At 71.0% G+C, this 19,129-nt stretch carries 14 protein-coding genes; 6 read left to right on the top strand and 8 right to left on the bottom strand.

What is annotated here, in order from left to right; genetic code table 11:
- Window positions 1-104 precede the first annotated feature (104 nt).
- Window positions 105-2,900 (bottom strand): protein kinase, encoded by a 2,796-nt coding sequence (locus tag AB0D27_RS05780; RefSeq protein WP_362502497.1) that lies wholly within the window; start codon window positions 2,898-2,900, stop codon window positions 105-107.
- A 175-nt stretch (window positions 2,901-3,075) separates the two neighbouring features.
- The gene (locus tag AB0D27_RS05775) at window positions 3,076-5,229 is read right to left on the bottom strand and encodes a serine/threonine-protein kinase (RefSeq protein WP_362502494.1); all 2,154 of its coding nucleotides are present in this window, start codon (window positions 5,227-5,229) and stop codon (window positions 3,076-3,078) included.
- A gap of 184 nt (window positions 5,230-5,413) precedes the next feature.
- Between AB0D27_RS05775 and AB0D27_RS05770 the strand changes: the two genes are divergently transcribed.
- Window positions 5,414-6,466 (top strand): serine hydrolase domain-containing protein, encoded by a 1,053-nt coding sequence (locus tag AB0D27_RS05770; RefSeq protein WP_362502491.1) that lies wholly within the window; start codon window positions 5,414-5,416, stop codon window positions 6,464-6,466.
- A gap of 68 nt (window positions 6,467-6,534) precedes the next feature.
- On the opposite strand, the gene AB0D27_RS05765 is transcribed toward AB0D27_RS05770, so the two are convergent.
- Window positions 6,535-8,241 carry a glycerol-3-phosphate dehydrogenase/oxidase gene (locus AB0D27_RS05765; protein WP_362502489.1) on the bottom strand — a complete coding sequence of 569 codons (1,707 nt, stop codon included), beginning with the start codon at window positions 8,239-8,241 and terminating at the stop codon, window positions 6,535-6,537.
- A 269-nt stretch (window positions 8,242-8,510) separates the two neighbouring features.
- Between AB0D27_RS05765 and AB0D27_RS05760 the strand changes: the two genes are divergently transcribed.
- On the top strand, window positions 8,511-9,719 hold the full coding sequence (locus tag AB0D27_RS05760) for a nucleotide sugar dehydrogenase (RefSeq protein ID WP_362502486.1): 1,209 nt from the start codon (window positions 8,511-8,513) through the stop codon (window positions 9,717-9,719).
- A gap of 154 nt (window positions 9,720-9,873) precedes the next feature.
- The gene (locus tag AB0D27_RS05755; RefSeq protein ID WP_362502483.1) at window positions 9,874-10,458 is read left to right on the top strand and encodes a hypothetical protein; all 585 of its coding nucleotides are present in this window, start codon (window positions 9,874-9,876) and stop codon (window positions 10,456-10,458) included.
- Window positions 10,459-10,536: 78 nt separating this feature from the next.
- On the opposite strand, the gene AB0D27_RS05750 is transcribed toward AB0D27_RS05755, so the two are convergent.
- The 4 genes from AB0D27_RS05750 to AB0D27_RS05735 all read right to left on the bottom strand — a co-directional run bounded on the left by AB0D27_RS05750 (window position 10,537) and on the right by AB0D27_RS05735 (window position 15,705).
- Window positions 10,537-11,661, bottom strand: a complete 1,125-nt coding sequence (locus AB0D27_RS05750; protein ID WP_362502480.1) for a GuaB3 family IMP dehydrogenase-related protein — start codon at window positions 11,659-11,661, stop codon at window positions 10,537-10,539.
- Between the two features lie 126 nt (window positions 11,662-11,787).
- Window positions 11,788-13,296, bottom strand: a complete 1,509-nt coding sequence (guaB, locus tag AB0D27_RS05745; protein WP_362502477.1) for an IMP dehydrogenase — start codon at window positions 13,294-13,296, stop codon at window positions 11,788-11,790.
- Window positions 13,297-14,249: 953 nt separating this feature from the next.
- The gene (locus tag AB0D27_RS05740; RefSeq protein ID WP_060901477.1) at window positions 14,250-14,825 is read right to left on the bottom strand and encodes a sigma-70 family RNA polymerase sigma factor; all 576 of its coding nucleotides are present in this window, start codon (window positions 14,823-14,825) and stop codon (window positions 14,250-14,252) included.
- A gap of 268 nt (window positions 14,826-15,093) precedes the next feature.
- Window positions 15,094-15,705 (bottom strand): response regulator transcription factor, encoded by a 612-nt coding sequence (locus AB0D27_RS05735; RefSeq protein ID WP_003948568.1) that lies wholly within the window; start codon window positions 15,703-15,705, stop codon window positions 15,094-15,096.
- A 390-nt stretch (window positions 15,706-16,095) separates the two neighbouring features.
- Between AB0D27_RS05735 and AB0D27_RS05730 the strand changes: the two genes are divergently transcribed.
- Complete coding sequence (locus AB0D27_RS05730) at window positions 16,096-16,425, top strand: WhiB family transcriptional regulator (protein WP_362502474.1); 330 nt, start codon at window positions 16,096-16,098, stop codon at window positions 16,423-16,425.
- A 112-nt stretch (window positions 16,426-16,537) separates the two neighbouring features.
- On the opposite strand, the gene AB0D27_RS05725 is transcribed toward AB0D27_RS05730, so the two are convergent.
- Window positions 16,538-17,434 carry a LysR family transcriptional regulator gene (locus AB0D27_RS05725; RefSeq protein ID WP_362502470.1) on the bottom strand — a complete coding sequence of 299 codons (897 nt, stop codon included), beginning with the start codon at window positions 17,432-17,434 and terminating at the stop codon, window positions 16,538-16,540.
- A gap of 80 nt (window positions 17,435-17,514) precedes the next feature.
- On the opposite strand from AB0D27_RS05725, the gene AB0D27_RS05720 reads away from it, so the two are divergent.
- On the top strand, window positions 17,515-18,183 hold the full coding sequence (locus AB0D27_RS05720) for an MOSC domain-containing protein (protein ID WP_362502467.1): 669 nt from the start codon (window positions 17,515-17,517) through the stop codon (window positions 18,181-18,183).
- Between the two features lie 95 nt (window positions 18,184-18,278).
- Complete coding sequence (locus AB0D27_RS05715; protein ID WP_362502464.1) at window positions 18,279-19,052, top strand: SDR family oxidoreductase; 774 nt, start codon at window positions 18,279-18,281, stop codon at window positions 19,050-19,052.
- Window positions 19,053-19,129: the final 77 nt, after the last annotated feature.

Below are 19,129 nucleotides of genomic sequence, written 5' to 3'. Positions count from 1 at the left end.
ACCGCACTGTGACGGTTCTCCCTTCCGTGTACGGAAGGGAACCATTCGGTGTTCAGGTTCCTACGGCATCGTAGAGGCCCGAATCGCCGAAGTGACCGCTGTGCTCAGCCGGTTACCTGATACGTCGCCGACGCCTGCTCGTACAGCCGTGTCACCTCGTCCCGTTCGGCCTCGGGACCGCGCACCTGCACCACGTGGTAGCGCCCGCCGATGAGGATCGCGAGGTTGCGCACGTACAGCTCACGCCCCCCGGAGTCCTGCCAGGTGAACTGCCCCTCGGCCATGGACCGTCCGCCCACGTCGATCCGCCGCATCCCGCTGGACGTCGCCCACGTCGAGTCCCGGAACGGTTGCAACTCCTTCTCGCTCTCCCGCTGGTACGTCATCGGATCACTGCCGTACGTGGCCTTGCTGTCCCGGCCGGGTACGACGATCAACTCGAAGTCCCCGTGCGCGTAGACGACCTGGCCGCTTCCGTTCTTCGGCGAGCGGTCCCAGCCGCTCGCCACGGCGACACTGAACCCCTCGGGATCCTTGCGAAGGGTGAAGCCCTGGGCGACATCGGGGTTGGTGGTGGTCTGCGATTTCGTCGAACCCGGCGACTGGGAGGGGCTCTTGCCCGTGCTCGGGGAGGTCTGGTCGGGGCGTGGCTCGCTGCTCACCCGCGCGTCCCCGCTGGTGTCGGGGGCGGGACTGACCTCTCCGGCGGCGCCGGTCCGTTCCCCGCCGGTAGCGCCACCGCGGTCGGCCTTGGGCATGAAGACCATGGCGTACGTGACTGCCGCGGCCAGCAGGAGCAGGACCAGCAGGAGCAGGTTCCGGCCCAGGCGGCGGGGCCTGGCCGCGTTGCCCTGCTTGGCGCGCTTGTGGCGGGCGTGCGGACTGGTCGCGGGCAGCCCGGCGCGGCGCCTGCGGACGAGCTCGCCCCGGCGCCGTACGATCGGCAGCCGGCTCGGGTCGACGGGGGGCGCGGCGACGACATGGGCCCCGGCCTCGGGCTCCGGAGCGGACCGCACCAGGGAGCGCAGCCAGCCGCGCAGTTCCTCGAAGTCGAGCCGCTCGATGGGGTCCTGACGCAGCAGCGACTCCACGACCGGCCTGAGCGGCCCGCACTCCTCGGCGAACGCGGGCGGCTCCGCGCACACCAACTGCACCAGCTCGGCGGTGTTCTCCTCGGGGTAGGGCGCGTGTCCCTGCACGGCGCGGAAGAGCAGCGCTCCCAGCGCCCACAGGTCGGTCGCGGGCCCGATCGGCGCCGCCAGCTGCCAGTTCTCGTGCACCGGGCCGGCCTGCTCCGGTGCCCACCGCTCGGTCACCGGCCCGACCACGGCCATCCGCGCCTGCCGGGCCCGCTCCGCGGCCAGCGCCGTACCCGGCCCCCGGCGCGGCGCCGCACCGGCGACGACCTCGTCCCAACGGCCGCTCTGTCCACGGGTGTTGTCCGGGCCACCGACGGCCGCCGAGGCGGGATCGCCACGCCCGGCGGCGAACTGCTGCCCGGGAGCGAGCACGGACGCGCCATTTCCTGTGGCTGCCGACGAGGACACGCCATTGCCGGTGGCCGCCGCCCCGCCGTTCGTGCCCCCGGGGAGCGCGCCGTGCCCTTGGCCGTTTCCGTCGTCCACGGTGCCGGTACGCGGCTGGGCACCGTGCCAGGCGGTGCCGCCATCGACTCCATAGGGGTCGGTTATCTGGCCGGGGTACGGGGTGGGGGGACGCTGTTCCACGCCGCGGCCGGGAAGCTGGGGCGGCCCGTAGCCCGGGGCCTGGGCAGAGAACGCCGAGGTGCCGGTCGGTCCGGCCTGTTCCCCTCGGTCGGCTTGTGGCACGGGCCGGGGTGCCGGCAGAGCGAGCTGGTCGCCCCGTTGTTCGTCCTGTACGCGGGCTGCGGCGCGCGCTCCGGCGCGGTACGCGGCGATGGCTCCGGCGCGCGCCGCACGGACGTCGCCCCCGGGTCCCCCCGCTTCAGCCGCTGCGGCGGCTCCCGGTCCGCCCGCTTCGAGAGCACGCGGGTCCACGCCCGCCGCACCCGTGGCGGACGTCCCTGGAACAGGCGTCCCCCGCTCCGCCCGAGCCTCGATCGCGGCGCGCCGCGCGGCTTCGGGGTCGGCACCGGACGTGGCCGCCACAGCGACGCCGTGCGCACGTCCGCCGCCGAATCCAACACCGCCAAGGCCACGGCCCCCGGCACCGCTCGGCCCGCCGGGTCCACCGGCCCGGCCGACGCCGGTCGAACCGCCGTTCTGCGTTGGCCCGGCGCCCCCGGAGTCGGTTTCGAAGTCCTCCCGCACCGGCACCGGGTCGTATCCGCACAGCGCCTCCTCCGCGGCCCCGGCCGCCAGGCCGGTCAGCATGACGCGGCCGTCGTCGCAGACGAGCACCGTGCGCACCGTGACGTTCCGGTGCACCCACCCGTGTGCGTGCAGTACGCGCAACGCGGTGAGGACGTCGGAGGCGACCTCGGCGGCCCGGTAGGGGTTCAGCGGCTTCTCGGCGAGCAGCGCGGCCAGCGGCCTCGCGGGCACCAACTCGCTCACTATCCACAGCGACCCGCCCTCGGCGAACACGTCGAAGACCTGGTCGAGCCGGGGATGGTCGGGGATCTGCGCGGCGGCCTGCGCGGCCTCGATCGCCCGCCGCACGGCCGGTTCGGTGGGCCGCCGCGTGGTCCGCGCGGACGCCCGCCGCACCCCGCCGTCCCGCGCCACGAAACCGTCGGGCAGCCCGTCGGCGTCGAGCATCTCGGCCTCGACGACCTCCGGCAACGGCACCTGGCGTACCTGGACTTCCTGCCCGCTGTAGGTGTCGAAGGCCCGGGTCTCGGCGAGTTCGTACTCGTCGGACGGCGGCAGCGGCAGGCGGTAGCGGTCGGCGAGTACTCGTCCCGCGTAGTCGTCCACGATGCCCTGCCTCCCCCAGCCGACCGGTTGGTCAATTCCGTTCGCCTTGCGTTCCGTTATGGCTCAGTACGGTCCGCAACCACTCACGATACGTGCCGGAGGCAACGCGCAAAGGGGGATGCCGATATCTCAGGGCCCCCTTCCGTGGCGGAACGTCACATCGCCGAGCGGTACGTCACGACTTCGGCTGGAACGTCTCGGTCAGCGTCTTCCATGTGTCCTTGCGCAGCCCGCTGTCCCACTTGGACGCTTTCGCCGTGTACATCAACGCATATCCCTGATGCGAGTTGACGACGAAACCGCGGTCGATCGACCGGTACTTCGTGCCGCCGTCCTCATAGGTGAACTCCCAGTCGGCCGTGTTCCAGCCCCGGTAGTCCACCTGCTCTATGCGCACCCGCTTGTACTGCGCGCGCGTCATGTACCGCTCTTGGTTCTTCCAGTCCGCGACCGGATCGTCCTTGGGCGTCGTGGTCCAGCCCACGAGCAGCTTCTGCCCGTCGGGACCGGTGAACCGGGCTCCCGCGGCGTCCGTGGACTGGTACTTCCAGCCCTTCGGCAGCCCGATCGAGAACCCCTGACCACTCTTGTACGTCGACACGGCGGTGGAGTCCGACTCCTTGCCGCCGCTGCCCGTACCGCTCGACGCGCCCGCGTCGGCGGACGCGCTCGGCGTGGCGTTCGCGGTCTCCTGCAGGCCCGAACCCGCGGTGGAGCCCGTCTTGTCACCGCTGTCGGTGTGGGCGTCGTCGCTCTTGCCCTTGCTGCCGCCGCCACTTCCGGTCGTCGCCCCGCTGGACGCGGCCGCCTTGGTGTCGCCGCTCTTGCTGCCTTTCGACCCGGTGTCGTCCCCGCCGCCGAGCGTGAGCGCCAGTACGGTGCCGAGCACGGCCAGCGCCACGACCACCGCGAGGATCACCAGCGTCCGCCGCGGCACCACATCCGTCAGCGGCGCCCGAGGCACCGGCCGCGGCGGCCTCTGGGGAGCCACGGGCCACCCCGACCCGGCGCCCCGCCCCGTCGCCCCGGCCGTCCCCACGGAACCTGCACCACCGGTGCCACTCGCCGAACTGGAGTTCACCGACGTAGCGTCACGGACCCCTGCCTTCCCGGAGGAAGCCGCACCGGCGGGCTTGCCCGACGCGGGCGACACCGACGACGGAGGCGACGCGGGCGCCGGAGGCGTGGACACGCCCGCACCCGCACCGGCAGAACCCGCTCCACCGCCGACCGCCGACCCGGAGGTCTCCGCACCCACGGCCTTCGCGCGCGCCGTCGCCGCCGCGGTGGCCGCCCCCGCCGCCGACGCGGCCTTGCGCACGGAGCGCAGCGCACCGCGCAGCCGCTCCGCCGCCTCCTCGCCCCGCTTTACTCCTGAGCCGCCCGAACTCCCCCTGCCCGGATCGTCGTCCGGCACCGGCGGCAACGCCACGACCTTCGTCGCGTCCGCCGGCTCCGGCACCGTCTCCTTGGGCTCGGACGCGTGCAGCACCTCGTTGAGCATCGCCCGGGCGCCCGCGTCGTCGAGCCGCTGCTGGGGGTCCTTGGCGAGCAGCCCGTAAATCACGTTCTCCAGCGGTCCCGCGTTCTTCGGCTGCTCCACCGGCTCGGTCATCACCGCGGTGAGCGTCGCGATCGCGGAACCCTTGTCGTACGGAGGCACGCCCTCCACCGACGCGTACAGCAGACCGCCCAGCGACCACAGGTCGGCCGCGGGCCCGGGCTTGTGGCCGCGCGCCCGCTCCGGCGAGATGTACGAGGGCGCGCCGACGAGCATGCCGGTCGAGGTGATGGACGGGTCGCCCTCGACCTGGGCGATACCGAAGTCGGTGAGCACGACCCGGCCGTCGTCCGAGATCAGTACGTTCGACGGCTTCACATCCCGGTGCAGGATGCCCTCACGGTGCGCCGAACGCAGCACGTCGAGGATCGCCAGGCCCACCTCGGCGGCGCGCTTCGGCGTGAGCAGGCCGTCCTCGCGGATGACCTCGGCGAGCGACTTGCCCTCGACGAGTTCCATCACGATCCACGGCCGGTTGTCCTCGTCGACCACGTCGAAGACCGTCACCGCGCCGTTGTTGCGGATCCGGGCGATCGCCTTGGCCTCACGCAAGGTGCGCGTGATCAGCCGCCGCTTCTCGTCCTCGTCGATGCTCGACGGGAACCGCAGCTCCTTGACCGCGACCGTACGGCCCAGGGTCTCGTCCTTGGCCCGCCACACCGTGCCCATGCCGCCGCGGCCGAGAACATCCCCCAGCCGGTACCGCCCGGCGAGGAGACGTTCGCTCCTGTCCTGACGGGATGCCCCCGCCCGCTCCGCCTCCGACATGCGTCCCCTCATGCAACCCGCCCTGACAGAGCCTCCATTGTCCCTCACCCGACAAGTGCCCAACGCCCAGGGTGCCCCTGACACCCCAGCGGCCCGGTGCCCGGGACGCCCCTCACCTGGGGGACCGCCCGTCTTCAGCCCGACTTCGTCTTGCATGATGGGCCTCGACAAGGAAGGACCGCCGATGCCCCCGCGCCGGACACCTCGGACACTCCTGGCCATACCCGTGTCCCTGGCCCTGCTCGGCCTGGCACCGGCCGGCTCCCAGGCGCCGACGTCACCGGCCTCGAACGCCGCCCTCGCCCTCCTCGTCACCCGCGGCAAGGCCCCGGCCGCCGCCCTGCTGGCCCGCGAGGAGTCCGGGTCGCGCTTCGCCCGCACCGGTCCCGGAATCGCCCGCTCCGACCACTTCCGCGCCGGCAGCATCACGAAGACGTTCCTCGCGACGGTGGTCCTGCAACTCGCCGCCGAGGACCGGCTGTCCCTGTCCGACTCCGTGGAAGACCACCTCCCCGGTCTGATACGCGGCGCCGGTAACGACGGTCGCCGGCTGACCCTGCGCGCCCTGCTCACCCACACCAGCGGCCTGTACGACTTCACCGCGGACACCAAGGGCACCGTCCCCGTGACCCCGCTTCAGGCCGTACGCATCGCACTCACCCACCCCCCGGCCGACCGCGGCCGCTTCGCCTACTCGAACACCAACTACGTCCTGCTCGGCATGGTCGTCGAGCAGGTCACCGGCCACTCGTACGCCACCGAGGCCGAGCGGCGGATCATCGCTCCTCTCCAGCTGACCGGCACCTCGTTCCCCGGCGCCCGCACCTCGCTTCCCTCGCCGCACGGTCGCGCCTACGCCGCCGACGGCTCGGACGTCACCGAACTCGACCCGCGCGTGGCCGGCGCGGCGGGTGAGCTGGTGAGCACGCTCGCCGACCTGGACCGCTTCTACGCGGCCCTGCTCGGCGGCGATCTTCTGCCCCCGCGCCGGCTGCGCGAGATGCTCAACACCCGGGCCGCACATGGCTCGTACGGCATGGGCCTGTTCCCCGTGAAGCTGCCGTGCGGCACCACGGTGTGGGGGCACAACGGCCGGATCTCCGGCAGCTACGTGCGCACAGCGGCCACCGTCGACGGTCGTCGTGTCCTCACCTTCCGGGTGAACACGGGCGGGGTCGCAGACTCGGACCTCGAACGGGCCCTGCTCGCTGCCCAGTTCTGCCCCCGCACCCCGTAGAACGGACGGGTTCCGAGCAAAGATCCCAGCTCACGACACTCGTTCGAGTGACATCCCGGGTCTGCCGGTCAGAACGGCACGATGTCCGGGGCTCCCAGCCGTGCCGCGTCCGCCGTCAGGTCGTCCGGCTGGCGCTGGGACTCCCGCTCGGCCTCGACCCGCTTCTCGTAGTGCTCCACCTCGCGCTCGATCTGGTCCTTGTCCCAGCCGAGGACCGGCGCCATCAGCTCGGCGGCCTCGCGGGCGCTGCGAGTGCCGCGGTCGAAGGTCTCGATCGAGATGCGGGTACGCCGGGTCAGCACGTCGTCCAGGTGCCGGGCGCCCTCGTGCGAGGCGGCGTAGACGATCTCGGCCCGGAGGTAGTCCTCGGCGGCCGGCAGGGGCTCGCCCAGCGACGGGTTCTCGGCGATGAGGTCGAGCAGCTCCTCGGCGAGTGTCCCGTAACGGTTCAGCAGATGCTCCACGCGCACCACATGGATGCCGGTGCGCACCGCGATCCGCGCTCGCGCGTTCCACAGCGCCCGGTAGCCCTCGGCCCCGAGCAGGGGAACGTCCTCGGTGACGCACTCGGCGACCCGCTGGTCGATGCCGTGCACCGCCTCGTCGACCGCGTCCTTCGCCATCACCCGGTACGTCGTGTACTTGCCGCCCGCCACGACCACCAGCCCCGGCACCGGATGGGCCACGGTGTGCTCGCGCGAGAGCTTGCTGGTGGCGTCCGACTCACCGGCGAGCAACGGCCGCAGCCCCGCGTACACACCCTGGACGTCGTCGCGGGTCAGCGGCACGGAGAGCACCGAGTTCACATGCTCCAGCAGATAGTCGATGTCCGCGCTGGAGGCCGCCGGGTGGGCCTTGTCGAGGTCCCAGTCGGTGTCGGTGGTGCCGATGATCCAGTGCCGTCCCCACGGGATCACGAACAGCACGGACTTCTCGGTCCGCAGGATCAGGCCCGTCGTCGATGTGATCCGGTCCTTCGGTACGACCAAATGGATGCCCTTGGAGGCCCGCACATGGAACTGGCCCCGCTCCCCCACCATCGCCTGGGTGTCGTCGGTCCACACGCCTGTGGCGTTGACGACCTGCTGGGCGCGGATCTCGTACTCCCCGCCTCCTTCGACGTCTCGCACCTTGGCACCGACCACGCGTTCGCCCTCGCGCAGGAAACCGGTCACACGCGCGCGGTTGGCGACCTTCGCTCCGTACGCCGCCGCCGTGCGCACCAACGTCGCCACATAGCGGGCGTCGTCCACCTGCGCGTCGTAGTACTGCAACGCTCCGACCAGCGCGTCCTTCTTCAAGGCGGGGGCGACGCGCAGGGCGTGGCGGCGGGTCAGATGACGGTGGGTGGGCAGTCCTCGGCCGTGTCCGCGCGCCATCGACATGGCGTCGTAGAGCGCGACGCCCGAGCCCGCGTACAGCCGCTCCCAGCCCTTGTGCCGGAGCGGGTAGAGGAACGGCACGGGCTTCACGAGGTGCGGCGCGAGCCGTTCGAGGAGCAGGCCGCGCTCCTTGAGGGCCTCCCGCACCAGCGCGAAGTCGAGCATCTCCAGATAGCGCAGACCGCCGTGGATCAGCTTGCTGGACCTGCTCGAGGTACCCGACGCCCAGTCACGCGCTTCGACCAGGCCCGTGGACAGGCCGCGCGTCACGGCGTCGAGCGCGGTGCCCGCGCCGACCACTCCCGCGCCCACGACCAGCACATCCAGCTCGTGCTCGGCCATTCCCGCAAGTGACTCGGCGCGCTCCGCCGGCCCCAGTGTCGCTGTCCTCACGCTGCCTCCCGCTCTAGGTCGCGCTGGCCGCACCTGTCCGGCGACGCCCGGCTCACATCCCCCTGCCCAAAGTCTGACCGTCTTGCCCGCCTTCGGCCACTGCCCACCCTCAGCCTGTGGACAACTCTCGGCGACTCGAAAGGAATCACAGTCGAACAATCCAGCAACTCGGTCATATTTACTCCTAGTGTGACATTGCGCTCGTCCATCCTGTCCACAGGGCTTGCGCACCTGTCCCGCTTCGGTTATTGGGAAGGACGGCCCACGCCATGCCCGCAGATCTCGCCGTCATCGGACTCGGTCATCTCGGCCTGCCGCTGGCCCAGGCCGCCGTCGCCGCCGGCATCCCCACGCTCGGCTACAAAACGGGGCCGGAGGGCGGCTCCCTCACCCCCGCCGAACTGCGCCGGATGCTCTCCAGCGGCTTCCGGCCGACCACCAGCCCCGCCGAACTCGGCCGCGTCCGCACCGCCGTCATCTGTGCGCCGACCCCCCGGGGCGCCGATGGCGCGCTGGACCTCGGCCAGGTGGAGGCGGCTGCCCGCACCCTGGCCGCGCGGCTGCGTCCGCACACGACGGTGATCCTGGAGTCGCCCGTGCACCCCGGGACCACGGAGGAGTTCCTCCGCCCGCTCCTCGAAGAGGGCTCCGGGCTGCGCGCGGGGCGCGATTTCCACCTCGCCTACTCGCCCAGCAGGGTCGATCCCGGAAACCGCGACTTCACGCCCGCGAACACCCCCAAGGTCATCGGCGGCCTGACTCCCGCCTGTACCGAGTCGGCCGCCGCCTTCTACGGGCGCCTCACCGACAAGGTGGTACGCGCGCGTGGACCACGCGAAGCCGAAACCGTGCAACTCCTGGAGACCAACTACCGGCACGTCAACATCGCCCTCGTCAACGAGATGGCCGTGCTCTGCCACGACCTGGGCGTCGACCTGTGGGACGTCATCCGCTGCGCCGAGACCAAGCCGTTCGGCTTCCAGGCCTTCCGGCCGGGACCCGGCGTCGGCGGACACGGAATCGCCCAGGACCTCAACGGCCACTCGGGACGCACCCTCCGGATGGTCGAACTGGCCCAGCAGGTCAACCACCACATGCCGCAGTACGTCATCCAGCGCGCCGCCACGCTCCTCAACGAGCACGGCAAATCAGCCCGCGCCGCGCGCGTGCTCCTCCTCGGCGTCACCTACAAGGCGGACCTCGCTGACCAACAGGGCACTCCCGCCCACGAGATCGCTGTCCGCCTGCTGGAACTCGGCGCGTCCGTCAGCTACCACGACCCGCATGTCCCGGCCTGGAGTGTCCTCGGGCGCCCGGTCCCGCGCGCGGACTCCCTCTACGAGGCAGCGGCCGACGCCGACCTCACGATCCTGCTCCAGCAGCACCGCACGTACGACCTGCAAGGTCTGTCCGTGAAGGCCCAACTCCTCCTGGACACAAGGGGAGCAACCCCGACGGGGGCGGCGCACCGGCTCTGACCTCCCCGAAATCTCCTCACCGGTTGTCACTCCTGCCTGCTAATGTGCGGCAGCTCCCGCACACGAGTGCGCCCGCTTCCCGGGCGCCCGCAGTTGTGCGCTCACGTCCCTTGCGCACTCCACAGGTGCGCTCACTTCCCTGGGGGGAAACCACATGAGTCAGTCGACACCGCCGCCGTCCGGCCCACCGGTCGACAACCCGTACGCGGGCCAGCCCGGCCAGCCGGCCGCCCCGCAGCAGGACGCCGACAAGTCCGGCTTCCCGCAGCAGGGTGTCCCGCAGGGCGCGCCCCAGCCTGGCTTCCCGATGGCGCCCGTCGCCCCGGCCGCCCCGGCGCGCGACAACCTCGGGCTCGGCCTCGCCGCCGCCGTCGGTGCCGCCCTGGTCGCCGCGGGCGTCTACGGCGTCATCATCGGTGTCACCAAGCACGAGATCGGCTGGGCAGCCGTCGGTGTCGGCTTCCTGATCGGCCTCGCCGCGGGCCGCGTCGGCGGCCGCAATCCGATCCTGCCGATCGTCAGCGTCGTCCTGTCCGCCGCCTCGGTCTACCTCGGCCAGCTGGTCGGCGAGGCCATGATCGGCGCCAAGGACTACGGCGTCGGCTTCAACGAGGTGTTCTTCAATCACTTCGACGTGGTCCAGGAAGCCTGGAAGTCCGAGGCCGACCCGCTGACCTTCGTCTTCTTCGCCATCGCCGCGTACGTGGCGTTCTCCAGCGCCAAGAAGGCCGGTCAGTAACCGCAGAGCGGCGTACGAAAGGACCCGGCCACCGTGCGGTGGCCGGGCCCTTTCGTGTCGTACGAGCTGACGTACGGGCTAGCGCTTGTGCTGGGAGTCCGCGACCGTCACCTCGACGCGCTGGAACTCCTTGAGCTCGCTGTAGCCGGTGGTGGCCATGGCGCGGCGGAGGGCGCCGAAGAAGTTCATGGAGCCGTCGGGGATGTGCGAGGGGCCGGTCAGGACCTCCTCGATGGTGCCGACGGTGCCGAGGTCGACCTTCTTGCCGCGCGGCAGCTCCTCGTTGACGGCCTCCATGCCCCAGTGGTGGCCCTTGCCGGGCGCGTCGGTGGCGCGCGCGAGCGGGGAGCCCATCATCACGGAGTCGGCGCCGCAGGCGATCGCCTTGGGGAGGTCGCCGGACCAGCCGACACCGCCGTCGGCGATGACGTGCACATAGCGACCGCCGGACTCGTCCATGTAGTCGCGGCGGGCCGCGGCCACGTCGGCGACCGCGGTGGCCATCGGGACCTGGATGCCCAGGACGTTGCGCGTGGTGTGCGCGGCGCCGCCGCCGAAGCCGACGAGGACACCGGCCGCGCCCGTACGCATCAGGTGCAGGGCGGCGGTGTACGTGGCACAGCCGCCGACGATCACCGGAACGTCCAGCTCGTAGATGAACTGCTTCAGGTTCAGCGGCTCGGAGGCACCTGAGACGTGCTCCGCCGACACCGTCGTACCGCGGATGACGAAGATGTCCACGCCCGCGTCCACGACGGCCTTGGAGAACTGCGCCGTGCGCTGCGGGGACAGGGCCGCGGCGGTGACGACGCCGGAGTCGCGCACCTCCTTGATGCGCTGCCCGATCAGCTCCTCCTTGATGGGAGCCGCGTAGATCTCCTGGAGGCGGCGAGTCGCGGTGTCCGCGTCCAGCTCGGCGATCTCGTCGAGCAGCGGCTGCGGGTCCTCGTACCGCGTCCACAGGCCTTCGAGGTTGAGGACGCCGAGGCCGCCCAGCTCGCCGATGCGGATCGCGGTGGCCGGGGAGACCACCGAGTCCATCGGAGCGGCCAGGAAGGGCAGCTCGAAGCGGTAGGCGTCGATCTGCCAGGCGATCGAGACCTCCTTCGGGTCTCGCGTACGGCGGCTCGGGACGACGGCGATGTCGTCGAAGGCGTACGCCCGGCGGCCGCGCTTGCCGCGCCCGATCTCGATCTCAGTCACGTGTGTGGCCTTTCCCTCTTCGCTTCTGCGCCTCCCAGTATCCCCGACACCTACGACAAGGGCGGCCCCGGAACCTCCGGGACCGCCCTTGGACGTACTTCACGCGCGCGTGAAGCGCGCTTAGCGCTACTTGTTACGGCTGTAGTTCGGTGCCTCGACCGTCATCTGGATGTCGTGCGGGTGGCTCTCCTTGAGGCCCGCCGAGGTGATGCGGACGAACCGGCCGTTCTCCTGCAGCTCGGGAACGGTGCGGCCGCCGACGTAGAACATCGACTGGCGCAGACCACCGACCAGCTGGTGGACGACCGCGGAGAGGGGGCCGCGGTAGGGCACCTGGCCCTCGATGCCCTCGGGCACGAGCTTCTCGTCGGAGGCGACGCCCTCCTGGAAGTAGCGGTCCTTGGAGAAGGAACGCTGCTCGCCACGGGACTGCATGGCGCCCAGGGAGCCCATGCCGCGATACGACTTGAACTGCTTGCCGTTGATGAAGAGCAGCTCGCCCGGGGACTCCTCGCAGCCCGCGAGCAGCGAGCCCAGCATCACCGTGTCGGCGCCTGCGACCAGGGCCTTCGCGATGTCGCCGGAGTACTGCAGGCCACCGTCGCCGATGACCGGGACACCGGCCTCCTTGGCGGCGAGCGACGCTTCGTAGATGGCCGTTACCTGCGGTACGCCGATGCCGGCGACCACTCGGGTCGTACAGATCGAGCCCGGGCCGACGCCGACCTTGATGCCGTCGACGCCCGCGTCGATAAGGGCCTGGGCGCCCTCGCGCGTGGCGATGTTGCCGCCGATGACGTCGACGCCGTGGGAGTTCGACTTGATTTTGGCGACCATGTCGCCGACCAGACGGGAGTGACCGTGCGCGGTGTCGACGACGATGAAGTCGACGCCCGCCTCGATGAGGGCCTGGGCGCGCTCGAAGGCGTCACCGGCCACGCCGACGGCCGCGCCGACGAGGAGGCGGCCCTCGCCGTCCTTGGCCGCGTTCGGGTACTTCTCGGCCTTCACGAAGTCCTTGACCGTGATGAGGCCCTTGAGGACGCCCGCGTCGTCGACCAGCGGAAGCTTCTCGATCTTGTGGCGGCGCAGCAGCTCCATGGCGTCGTTGCCCGAGATGCCGACCTTGCCGGTGACCAGGGGCATCGGCGTCATGACCTCACGCACCTGGCGCGAGCGGTCGGTCTCAAAGGCCATGTCACGGTTGGTGACGATGCCGAGCAGCTTGTGGTTGCCGTCGGTGACCGGCACACCGGAGATGCGGAACTTGGCGCAGATGGCGTCGGCCTCGGCGAGCGTGGCGTCCGGGTGGACCGTGATCGGGTCGGTCACCATGCCGGACTCGGAGCGCTTGACCAGGTCGACCTGGTTGGCCTGGCCCTCGATGGACAGGTTGCGGTGCAGCACGCCGACGCCGCCCTGGCGGGCCATCGCGATCGCCATCCGGGACTCGGTGACCTTGTCCATGGCGGCGGAGAGCAGCGGGATGTTCACCCGCACGTTCTTCGAGATGTACGAGGCGGTGTCGATCTGGTCGGGCGCCATGTCCGACGCGCCCGGCAGCAGCAGCACGTCGTCGTAGGTCAGCCCGAGTGTCGCGAATTTGGCGGGCACTCCGTCGACGTTGGCAGTCATGACACCTTCCCCAAATGGCCTTGATCGGTGCGGATGTCCATGCTAACGGGAAGCAAGGCTCTCTCATTCCATGGTGGGGGTTGCCCTATGGCTTCGTAGGTTCGTACGGGGAGGGAGTTCTGGCCGTTCATCCCTGGGCCGGGACCGGGCTGGAGCCCCGGGTGATCCCGGGCCGATCCCGGCTGATCTGGGACTATTACTGCCAGTTGGCGCCGGTTCCGGCTGGCTGGTCCATGGCTGACCGAGGGAAATCCAGTCGTCCCGGCTGAGACGGGTTCGGCACCGCCGGGCTGCGCCGTCCGGCTTCGCGCCGTTGCGACGGGAAATTCACTGCCGCCTCGGCGGGAAACGGGCTGAGACGCCGGGGCTGCCTTACGGAACGGGGGCCCGCCGGGATGGGGGCGGTCAGCGAAGCGGGGGCGACCCTCCGGAGCAGGGGGTCCCTGCGCAGCGGGCGGCCCACGGAGCGGGGGGGCCTCACGGCGCAGGGCGGGCCGACGACGCAAGGCGCCTACGGCACAGGGCGACTCCAGCAGCAGGACGGGCCGACGACGCAGAACCCACGGCGCAGAGCGACTCCAGCACGACGGCCCGACGACGCAGGACGCCCACGGCACAGGGCGACTCCAGCAACAGGGCGGCCCGACGACGCAGGACGCCCACGGCACAGGGCGACTCCAGCAACAGGGCGGCCCGACGACGCAGGACGCCTACGGCACAGGGCGACTCCAGCAGCAGGGCGGCCCGACGACGCAGAACCCACGGCGCAGAGCGACTCCAGCACGACGGCCCGACGACGCAGGACGCCCACGGCGCAGAGCGACTCCAGGAGCAGGGCGGGGCGACGACGCGGGGTGCCTCCGTGCAGAGACCCGCAGCGGCTCCACGTAGAAACCGCAGCGTCCCCACCGAGATAACCCTCGGCGCGACCCCGTCGCCCCGGCGGCCTGCCCCTACTGCTCCGCCAACGCCCGCAACCGGCTCAGGGCCCTGTGCTGGGCCACCCGGACGGCCCCCGGTGACATTCCCAACATCTGGCCGGTCTCCTCGGCCGTGAGGCCCACCGCGATGCGCAGGAGGAGCAGTTCGCGCTGGTTTTCGGGGAGGTTGGCCAGGAGTTTCTTGGCCCATTCGGCGTCGCTGCTGAGCAGGGCGCGCTCTTCGGGGCCGAGGGAGTCGTCGGGGCGCTCGGGCATCTCGTCCGACGGGACGGCCGTCGACCCGGGGTGGCGCATCGCGGCGCGCTGCAGATCGGCGACCTTGTGCGCGGCGATGGCGAAGACGAACGCTTCGAAGGGGCGTCCGGTGTCCTTGTATCGCGGCAGCGCGAGGAGTACCGCGACGCAGACCTCCTGCGCCAGGTCCTCCACGAAGTGCCGCGCGTCACCCGGAAGCCGGGACAGACGGGTGCGGCAGTAGCGCAGCGCGAGGGGGTGTACATGGGCGAGCAGGTCGTGCGTGGCCTGCTCGTCGCCGTCGACCGCGCGATGGACGAGCGCACCGATCACCGTCGTCTCGTCGTCGCGCATCGGTCCATGGTGCCTTGGCGTCGTCCGATCCGTGGCACCGCGTCCGTTGTTGTGCACCGAAGCGTTATGAGTAGGTGCGCTGGAACTCATCTCCTGCGCCCTCCCCTTCCGCTCGACCGACTCGTCCCCGAGGAACTCCACACCTCAAGGATGCGGCATCCGCCGGGAAACCGGGATCGGGCATCGAAGAGGCTCTCTCTGAGGGCCCGGCCCCACCCGCCGGACGGCGGGCGGGGGCCACTGCCGAAACACCCCCGGGGCGGCTCACCTACCGAACCAGACCCCACCGGAACCCGAGCGCCACGGCGTGCGCGCGGTCCGAGGCGCCGAGCTTCTTGAAGAGCCGCCGGGCGTGCGTCTTGACCGTGTCCTCGGAGAGGAAGAGCTCACGGCCGATCTCCGCGTTGGAACGGCCGTGGCTCATGCCCTCGAGGACCTGGATCTCACGCGCGGTCAGCGTGGGCGCCGCGCCCATCTCCGCCGACCGCAGTCTGCGCGGCGCGAGCCGCCAGGTGGGGTCGGCGAGCGCCTGCGTGACGGTGGCACGCAGCTCCGCGCGGGAGGCGTCCTTGTGCAGATAGCCGCGGGCACCGGCGGCGACGGCGAGCGCCACGCCGTCCAGGTCCTCGGCGACGGTGAGCATGATGATGCGCGCACCGGGGTCGGCGGACAGCAGCCGCCTGACCGTCTCCACGCCGCCCAGTCCGGGCATGCGTACGTCCATCAGAATCAGGTCCGAACGGTCGGCACCCCAGCGGCGGAGGACTTCCTCGCCGTTGGCCGCCGTCGTCACACGCTCGACGCCGGGCACGGTCGCGACCGCGCGGCGGAGCGCCTCTCGGGCAAGCGGGGAGTCGTCGCAGACGAGGACGGATGTCATGGCCGCCCTCCGCAGCTGATGCGCGTCACCTTGAGCCTCCAGGCTGGTTACGAATCGTCACCTGTGCGGTCGACACTCGCCGACGGATACTGCCGTCTGCCCGAGCGCTTGTTCCTTCAACCGCCTCACCCTCTCAACGATGGTCACTCGAAAGAGTTACGGGGCGGCAAGTCGCCTTCGGCACTCTACGTGAGGGTGCGGACACAGTGCAGACATGCACAACGGACCCACAACCTTTCATCACAACCTATGCCCCATTCAGCCTGTTTTCTTCCTATTTGCTGGTGTCTGCGGCTAGATTCGCAATGAGTCATATTTTCATCTCCTTAGATCGTAGATGTACGGTCGGTGGCCACAGAGCAGCCCAGAACGGCAACAAGGGGACACGCAATGGCAGATTTCTCCCGCCTTCCCGGTCCGAACGCGGACCTCTGGGACTGGCAGCTCCTCGCGGCCTGCCGCGGGGTCGACAGCTCGCTCTTCTTCCACCCCGAGGGCGAGCGCGGTGCGGCACGGAGCGCTCGTGAGAACTCGGCCAAAGAGGTCTGCATGAGATGCCCGGTACGCGCGGAGTGCGCGGCGCACGCCTTGGCGGTGCGCGAACCGTACGGGGTGTGGGGCGGGCTGACCGAGGACGAGCGCGAAGAGCTCATGGGGCGGGCACGCAACCGGCTGGTCTCGGCGACGGCCCATGGAAGCGGTCACGCCTCGAACAACTGAAGGAACGTTTCTGCATCTCCGGCACGCACGCGTGCCCCCCACTTTTCTCCCCCGGCCCCGCCACCTGGCCTTTCTTCCCGACCCCGCCACCGGACTTTCCGCCCCGGACCCGCTACCGGGCCGCCGCCAGCGCCAGCCGGTCCAGGGTCGCCGCCACCGCCGGGACCTGCGCCAGATCCGGAAGCGTGAGCGCCACGATCTCCCGCCGTACCGCGGGCTCCACCGTCACCGTGCGTGCTCCCTTGGGACGTACGGACTCGATCGCCAGCTCCGGGAGCACCGCCACCCCGAGCCCCGCGCCGACGAGGCCGATCACGGCCGGGTAGTCGTCGGTGGCGAAGTCGATACGGGGCTCGAAGCCGGCGCCGCGGCAGACCTCGACCAACTGCCCACGGCAGCGCGGGCAGCCCGCGATCCACGACTCCGCGGCGAACTCGCCGATCGCGACCGACTCCGCCCTCGCGAGCCGGTGACGCTCCGGCACCAGCGCGACGAGCCGGTCCGTCAACAGGGGCCGTACGACCAGGTCGTCCCACTCCTCGACGCCCGCCGCGCCCTCGTACCGGAACGCGAGCGCGATGTCGCAGTCGCCGGCCCGGAGCTTCTCCACGGACTCGGGCGGTTCGGCCTCCTCCAGAAAGACGCGGGTGCCGGGGTGCGCGGCGCGCAGCGCGGCGAGGGCCGTCGGTACGAGCGTGGAGCTGCCGCTGGGGAAGGAGACGAGCCGGACCCGGCCCGCGCGCAGGCCCGCGATCGCGGCGACCTCCTCCTCGGCGGCCGTGAGACCGGACAGGATGCTCGCCGCGTGCTTGACCAGGGCCTCGCCGGCCTGCGTCAGGCGCATCTCGCGGCCCGTGCGAATGAGCAGCGGTGTACCCACGGACGACTCGAGAGCTTTCATCTGCTGGCTGACGGCGGGCTGGGTGCAGCCCAGCTCGCGCCCGGCCGCCGAGAAGGAGCCGGTGGCGGCGACGGCGCGCAGTACACGGAGATGACGGGCCTCGATCACCCTTTGAGTATAAGCGTGTCTTGGGGACGGCGGCGAATACTGGGTCGACGCTTTGGCCTCGGATGGCTTAGCGTCCGGGCATGAAGCTTTTGTCGCTGAATGTGGGCCGTGCGCGGGCCGTCCCGTACACGGACCAGCCGGAGGGCGTGACCGGCATCGACAAACAGCCGGTGGACGGGACCGTACGGGTGACGGCGCCGGGGCCCAAGGGTGTCGGCGCGAGCGGAGTGGCCGGTGACGCGGTGTGCGACACGCGCCATCACGGCGGGGACGACCAGGCGGTGTACGCGGTCGCGCGCGAGGACCTCGACGACTGGGAGCGCGAGCTCGAGCGGACTCTGCCCAACGGCGTGTTCGGCGAGAACCTCACGACGCGGGGGCTCGACGTGTCCGGCGCGCTGATCGGCGAACGCTGGCGCATCGGCTCCGGGCTCGTCCTGGAGGTCACTTGCGGGCGCATCCCCTGCCAGACCTTCCAGGAGCACCTCGGCGAGAAGGGCTGGGTGAGACGCTTCACGCGGAAGGCCGCGCCCGGCGCGTATCTGCGGGTGGTCGAGCCCGGCGAGATCCGCTCCGGCGACCCGATAGAGATCGTGCACCGACCGGACCACGACATCACCGTCGCCCTTCAGTTCCGTGCCGTAACGACCGAACGGGAGCTGCTGCCAAGGCTGTTGGCGGCGGGCGAGGCGCTGCATCCGCAGGCCCGGGCGACGGCGGAGATGTACGCGGCGAAGTACGCCGGGTAGCGACGGGTGGGCCCCGGTACGGGGAAGTCATGGAGCGTGGTCGCGCGTTGGGTGGCGGGGGCGCCGGCGCCTGGTCAGGTCACTAACCTTGCGCCATGACAACGGCTCTGATTACGGGATCGACCGCGGGCATCGGCGCCGCCTTCGCGCGGCGTCTGGCGGCTGACGGGCACAACCTCGTGCTGGTGGCGCGGGATACGAAGCGGCTGCGGGAGCAGGCCACCGAACTGCACGACCGGCACGGCATCGAGGCGGAGGTGCTGACGGCCGACCTGGCTACCGACGAGGGCATCGAGGCGGTGGCGAAGCGGCTCGGCGACCGCAAGAACTCGGTCGACCTGCTGGTCAACAACGCGGGCTTCGGCAACAAGGGCCGCTACCTCGACGTATCGATGGCGGACGAGCTGAAGATGCTCAAGGTGCACTGCGAGGCGGTGCTCCGGCTGACGTCGGCGGCGACCGAGGCGATGCGGGAGCGCGGCCGGGGCGGGGTCGTCAACGTGGCGTCCGTGGCCGCGTTCATGCCCAGGGGTACGTACGGGGCGTCCAAGGCCTGGGTCGTGCAGTTCACACAGGGCGCGGCGAAGGACCTCGCGGGCAGCGGCGTACGGCTGATGGCGCTGTGCCCGGGCTTCGTGCGCACCGAGTTCCACCAGCGGGCCGGGATGGGCACGGACAACATCCCGAACTGGATGTGGCTCGATGCGGACAAGCTGGTCGCGACGGCCCTCGCGGACCTGGCGCGCGGCAAGTCGCTGTCGATCCCGGATCCGCGCTACAAGGCGCTGATGGGCCTGGTGAAGGTGACACCCCGGGCGCTGCTGGGCGGGATCTCGTCGAAGACGGGGCGGAAGTACGGGCCGCAGTAGGGGGCGCCGTGCGGTGGGTGGTGTCGTCCCTCCGGTGGGAAACTGAGGGTGTTCAACCGGACCCAGGGGGCCGGAGG

This window comes from Streptomyces sp. NPDC048415 (assembly GCF_040651675.1).
In the GTDB taxonomy this organism is placed as follows: domain Bacteria; phylum Actinomycetota; class Actinomycetes; order Streptomycetales; family Streptomycetaceae; genus Streptomyces.
Note: the sequence above shows the minus strand (reverse complement) of the source record. Positions and strands in the feature narration are given on the sequence as shown.

Excerpts from the sequence above, each read along its gene's own strand:
- guaB (WP_362502477.1), bottom strand. The coding sequence starts at position 13,296 with ATGACTGCCAACGTCGACGGAGTGCCCGCCAAATTCGCGACACTCGGG.
- AB0D27_RS05720 (WP_362502467.1), top strand. The coding sequence starts at position 17,515 with ATGAAGCTTTTGTCGCTGAATGTGGGCCGTGCGCGGGCCGTCCCGTAC.
- AB0D27_RS05760 (WP_362502486.1), top strand. The coding sequence starts at position 8,511 with ATGCCCGCAGATCTCGCCGTCATCGGACTCGGTCATCTCGGCCTGCCG.
- AB0D27_RS05730 (WP_362502474.1), top strand. The coding sequence starts at position 16,096 with ATGGCAGATTTCTCCCGCCTTCCCGGTCCGAACGCGGACCTCTGGGAC.
- AB0D27_RS05715 (WP_362502464.1), top strand. The coding sequence starts at position 18,279 with ATGACAACGGCTCTGATTACGGGATCGACCGCGGGCATCGGCGCCGCC.
- AB0D27_RS05740 (WP_060901477.1), bottom strand. The coding sequence starts at position 14,825 with ATGCGCGACGACGAGACGACGGTGATCGGTGCGCTCGTCCATCGCGCG.
- AB0D27_RS05735 (WP_003948568.1), bottom strand. The coding sequence starts at position 15,705 with ATGACATCCGTCCTCGTCTGCGACGACTCCCCGCTTGCCCGAGAGGCG.
- AB0D27_RS05775 (WP_362502494.1), bottom strand. The coding sequence starts at position 5,229 with ATGTCGGAGGCGGAGCGGGCGGGGGCATCCCGTCAGGACAGGAGCGAA.
- AB0D27_RS05770 (WP_362502491.1), top strand. The coding sequence starts at position 5,414 with ATGCCCCCGCGCCGGACACCTCGGACACTCCTGGCCATACCCGTGTCC.
- AB0D27_RS05755 (WP_362502483.1), top strand. The coding sequence starts at position 9,874 with ATGAGTCAGTCGACACCGCCGCCGTCCGGCCCACCGGTCGACAACCCG.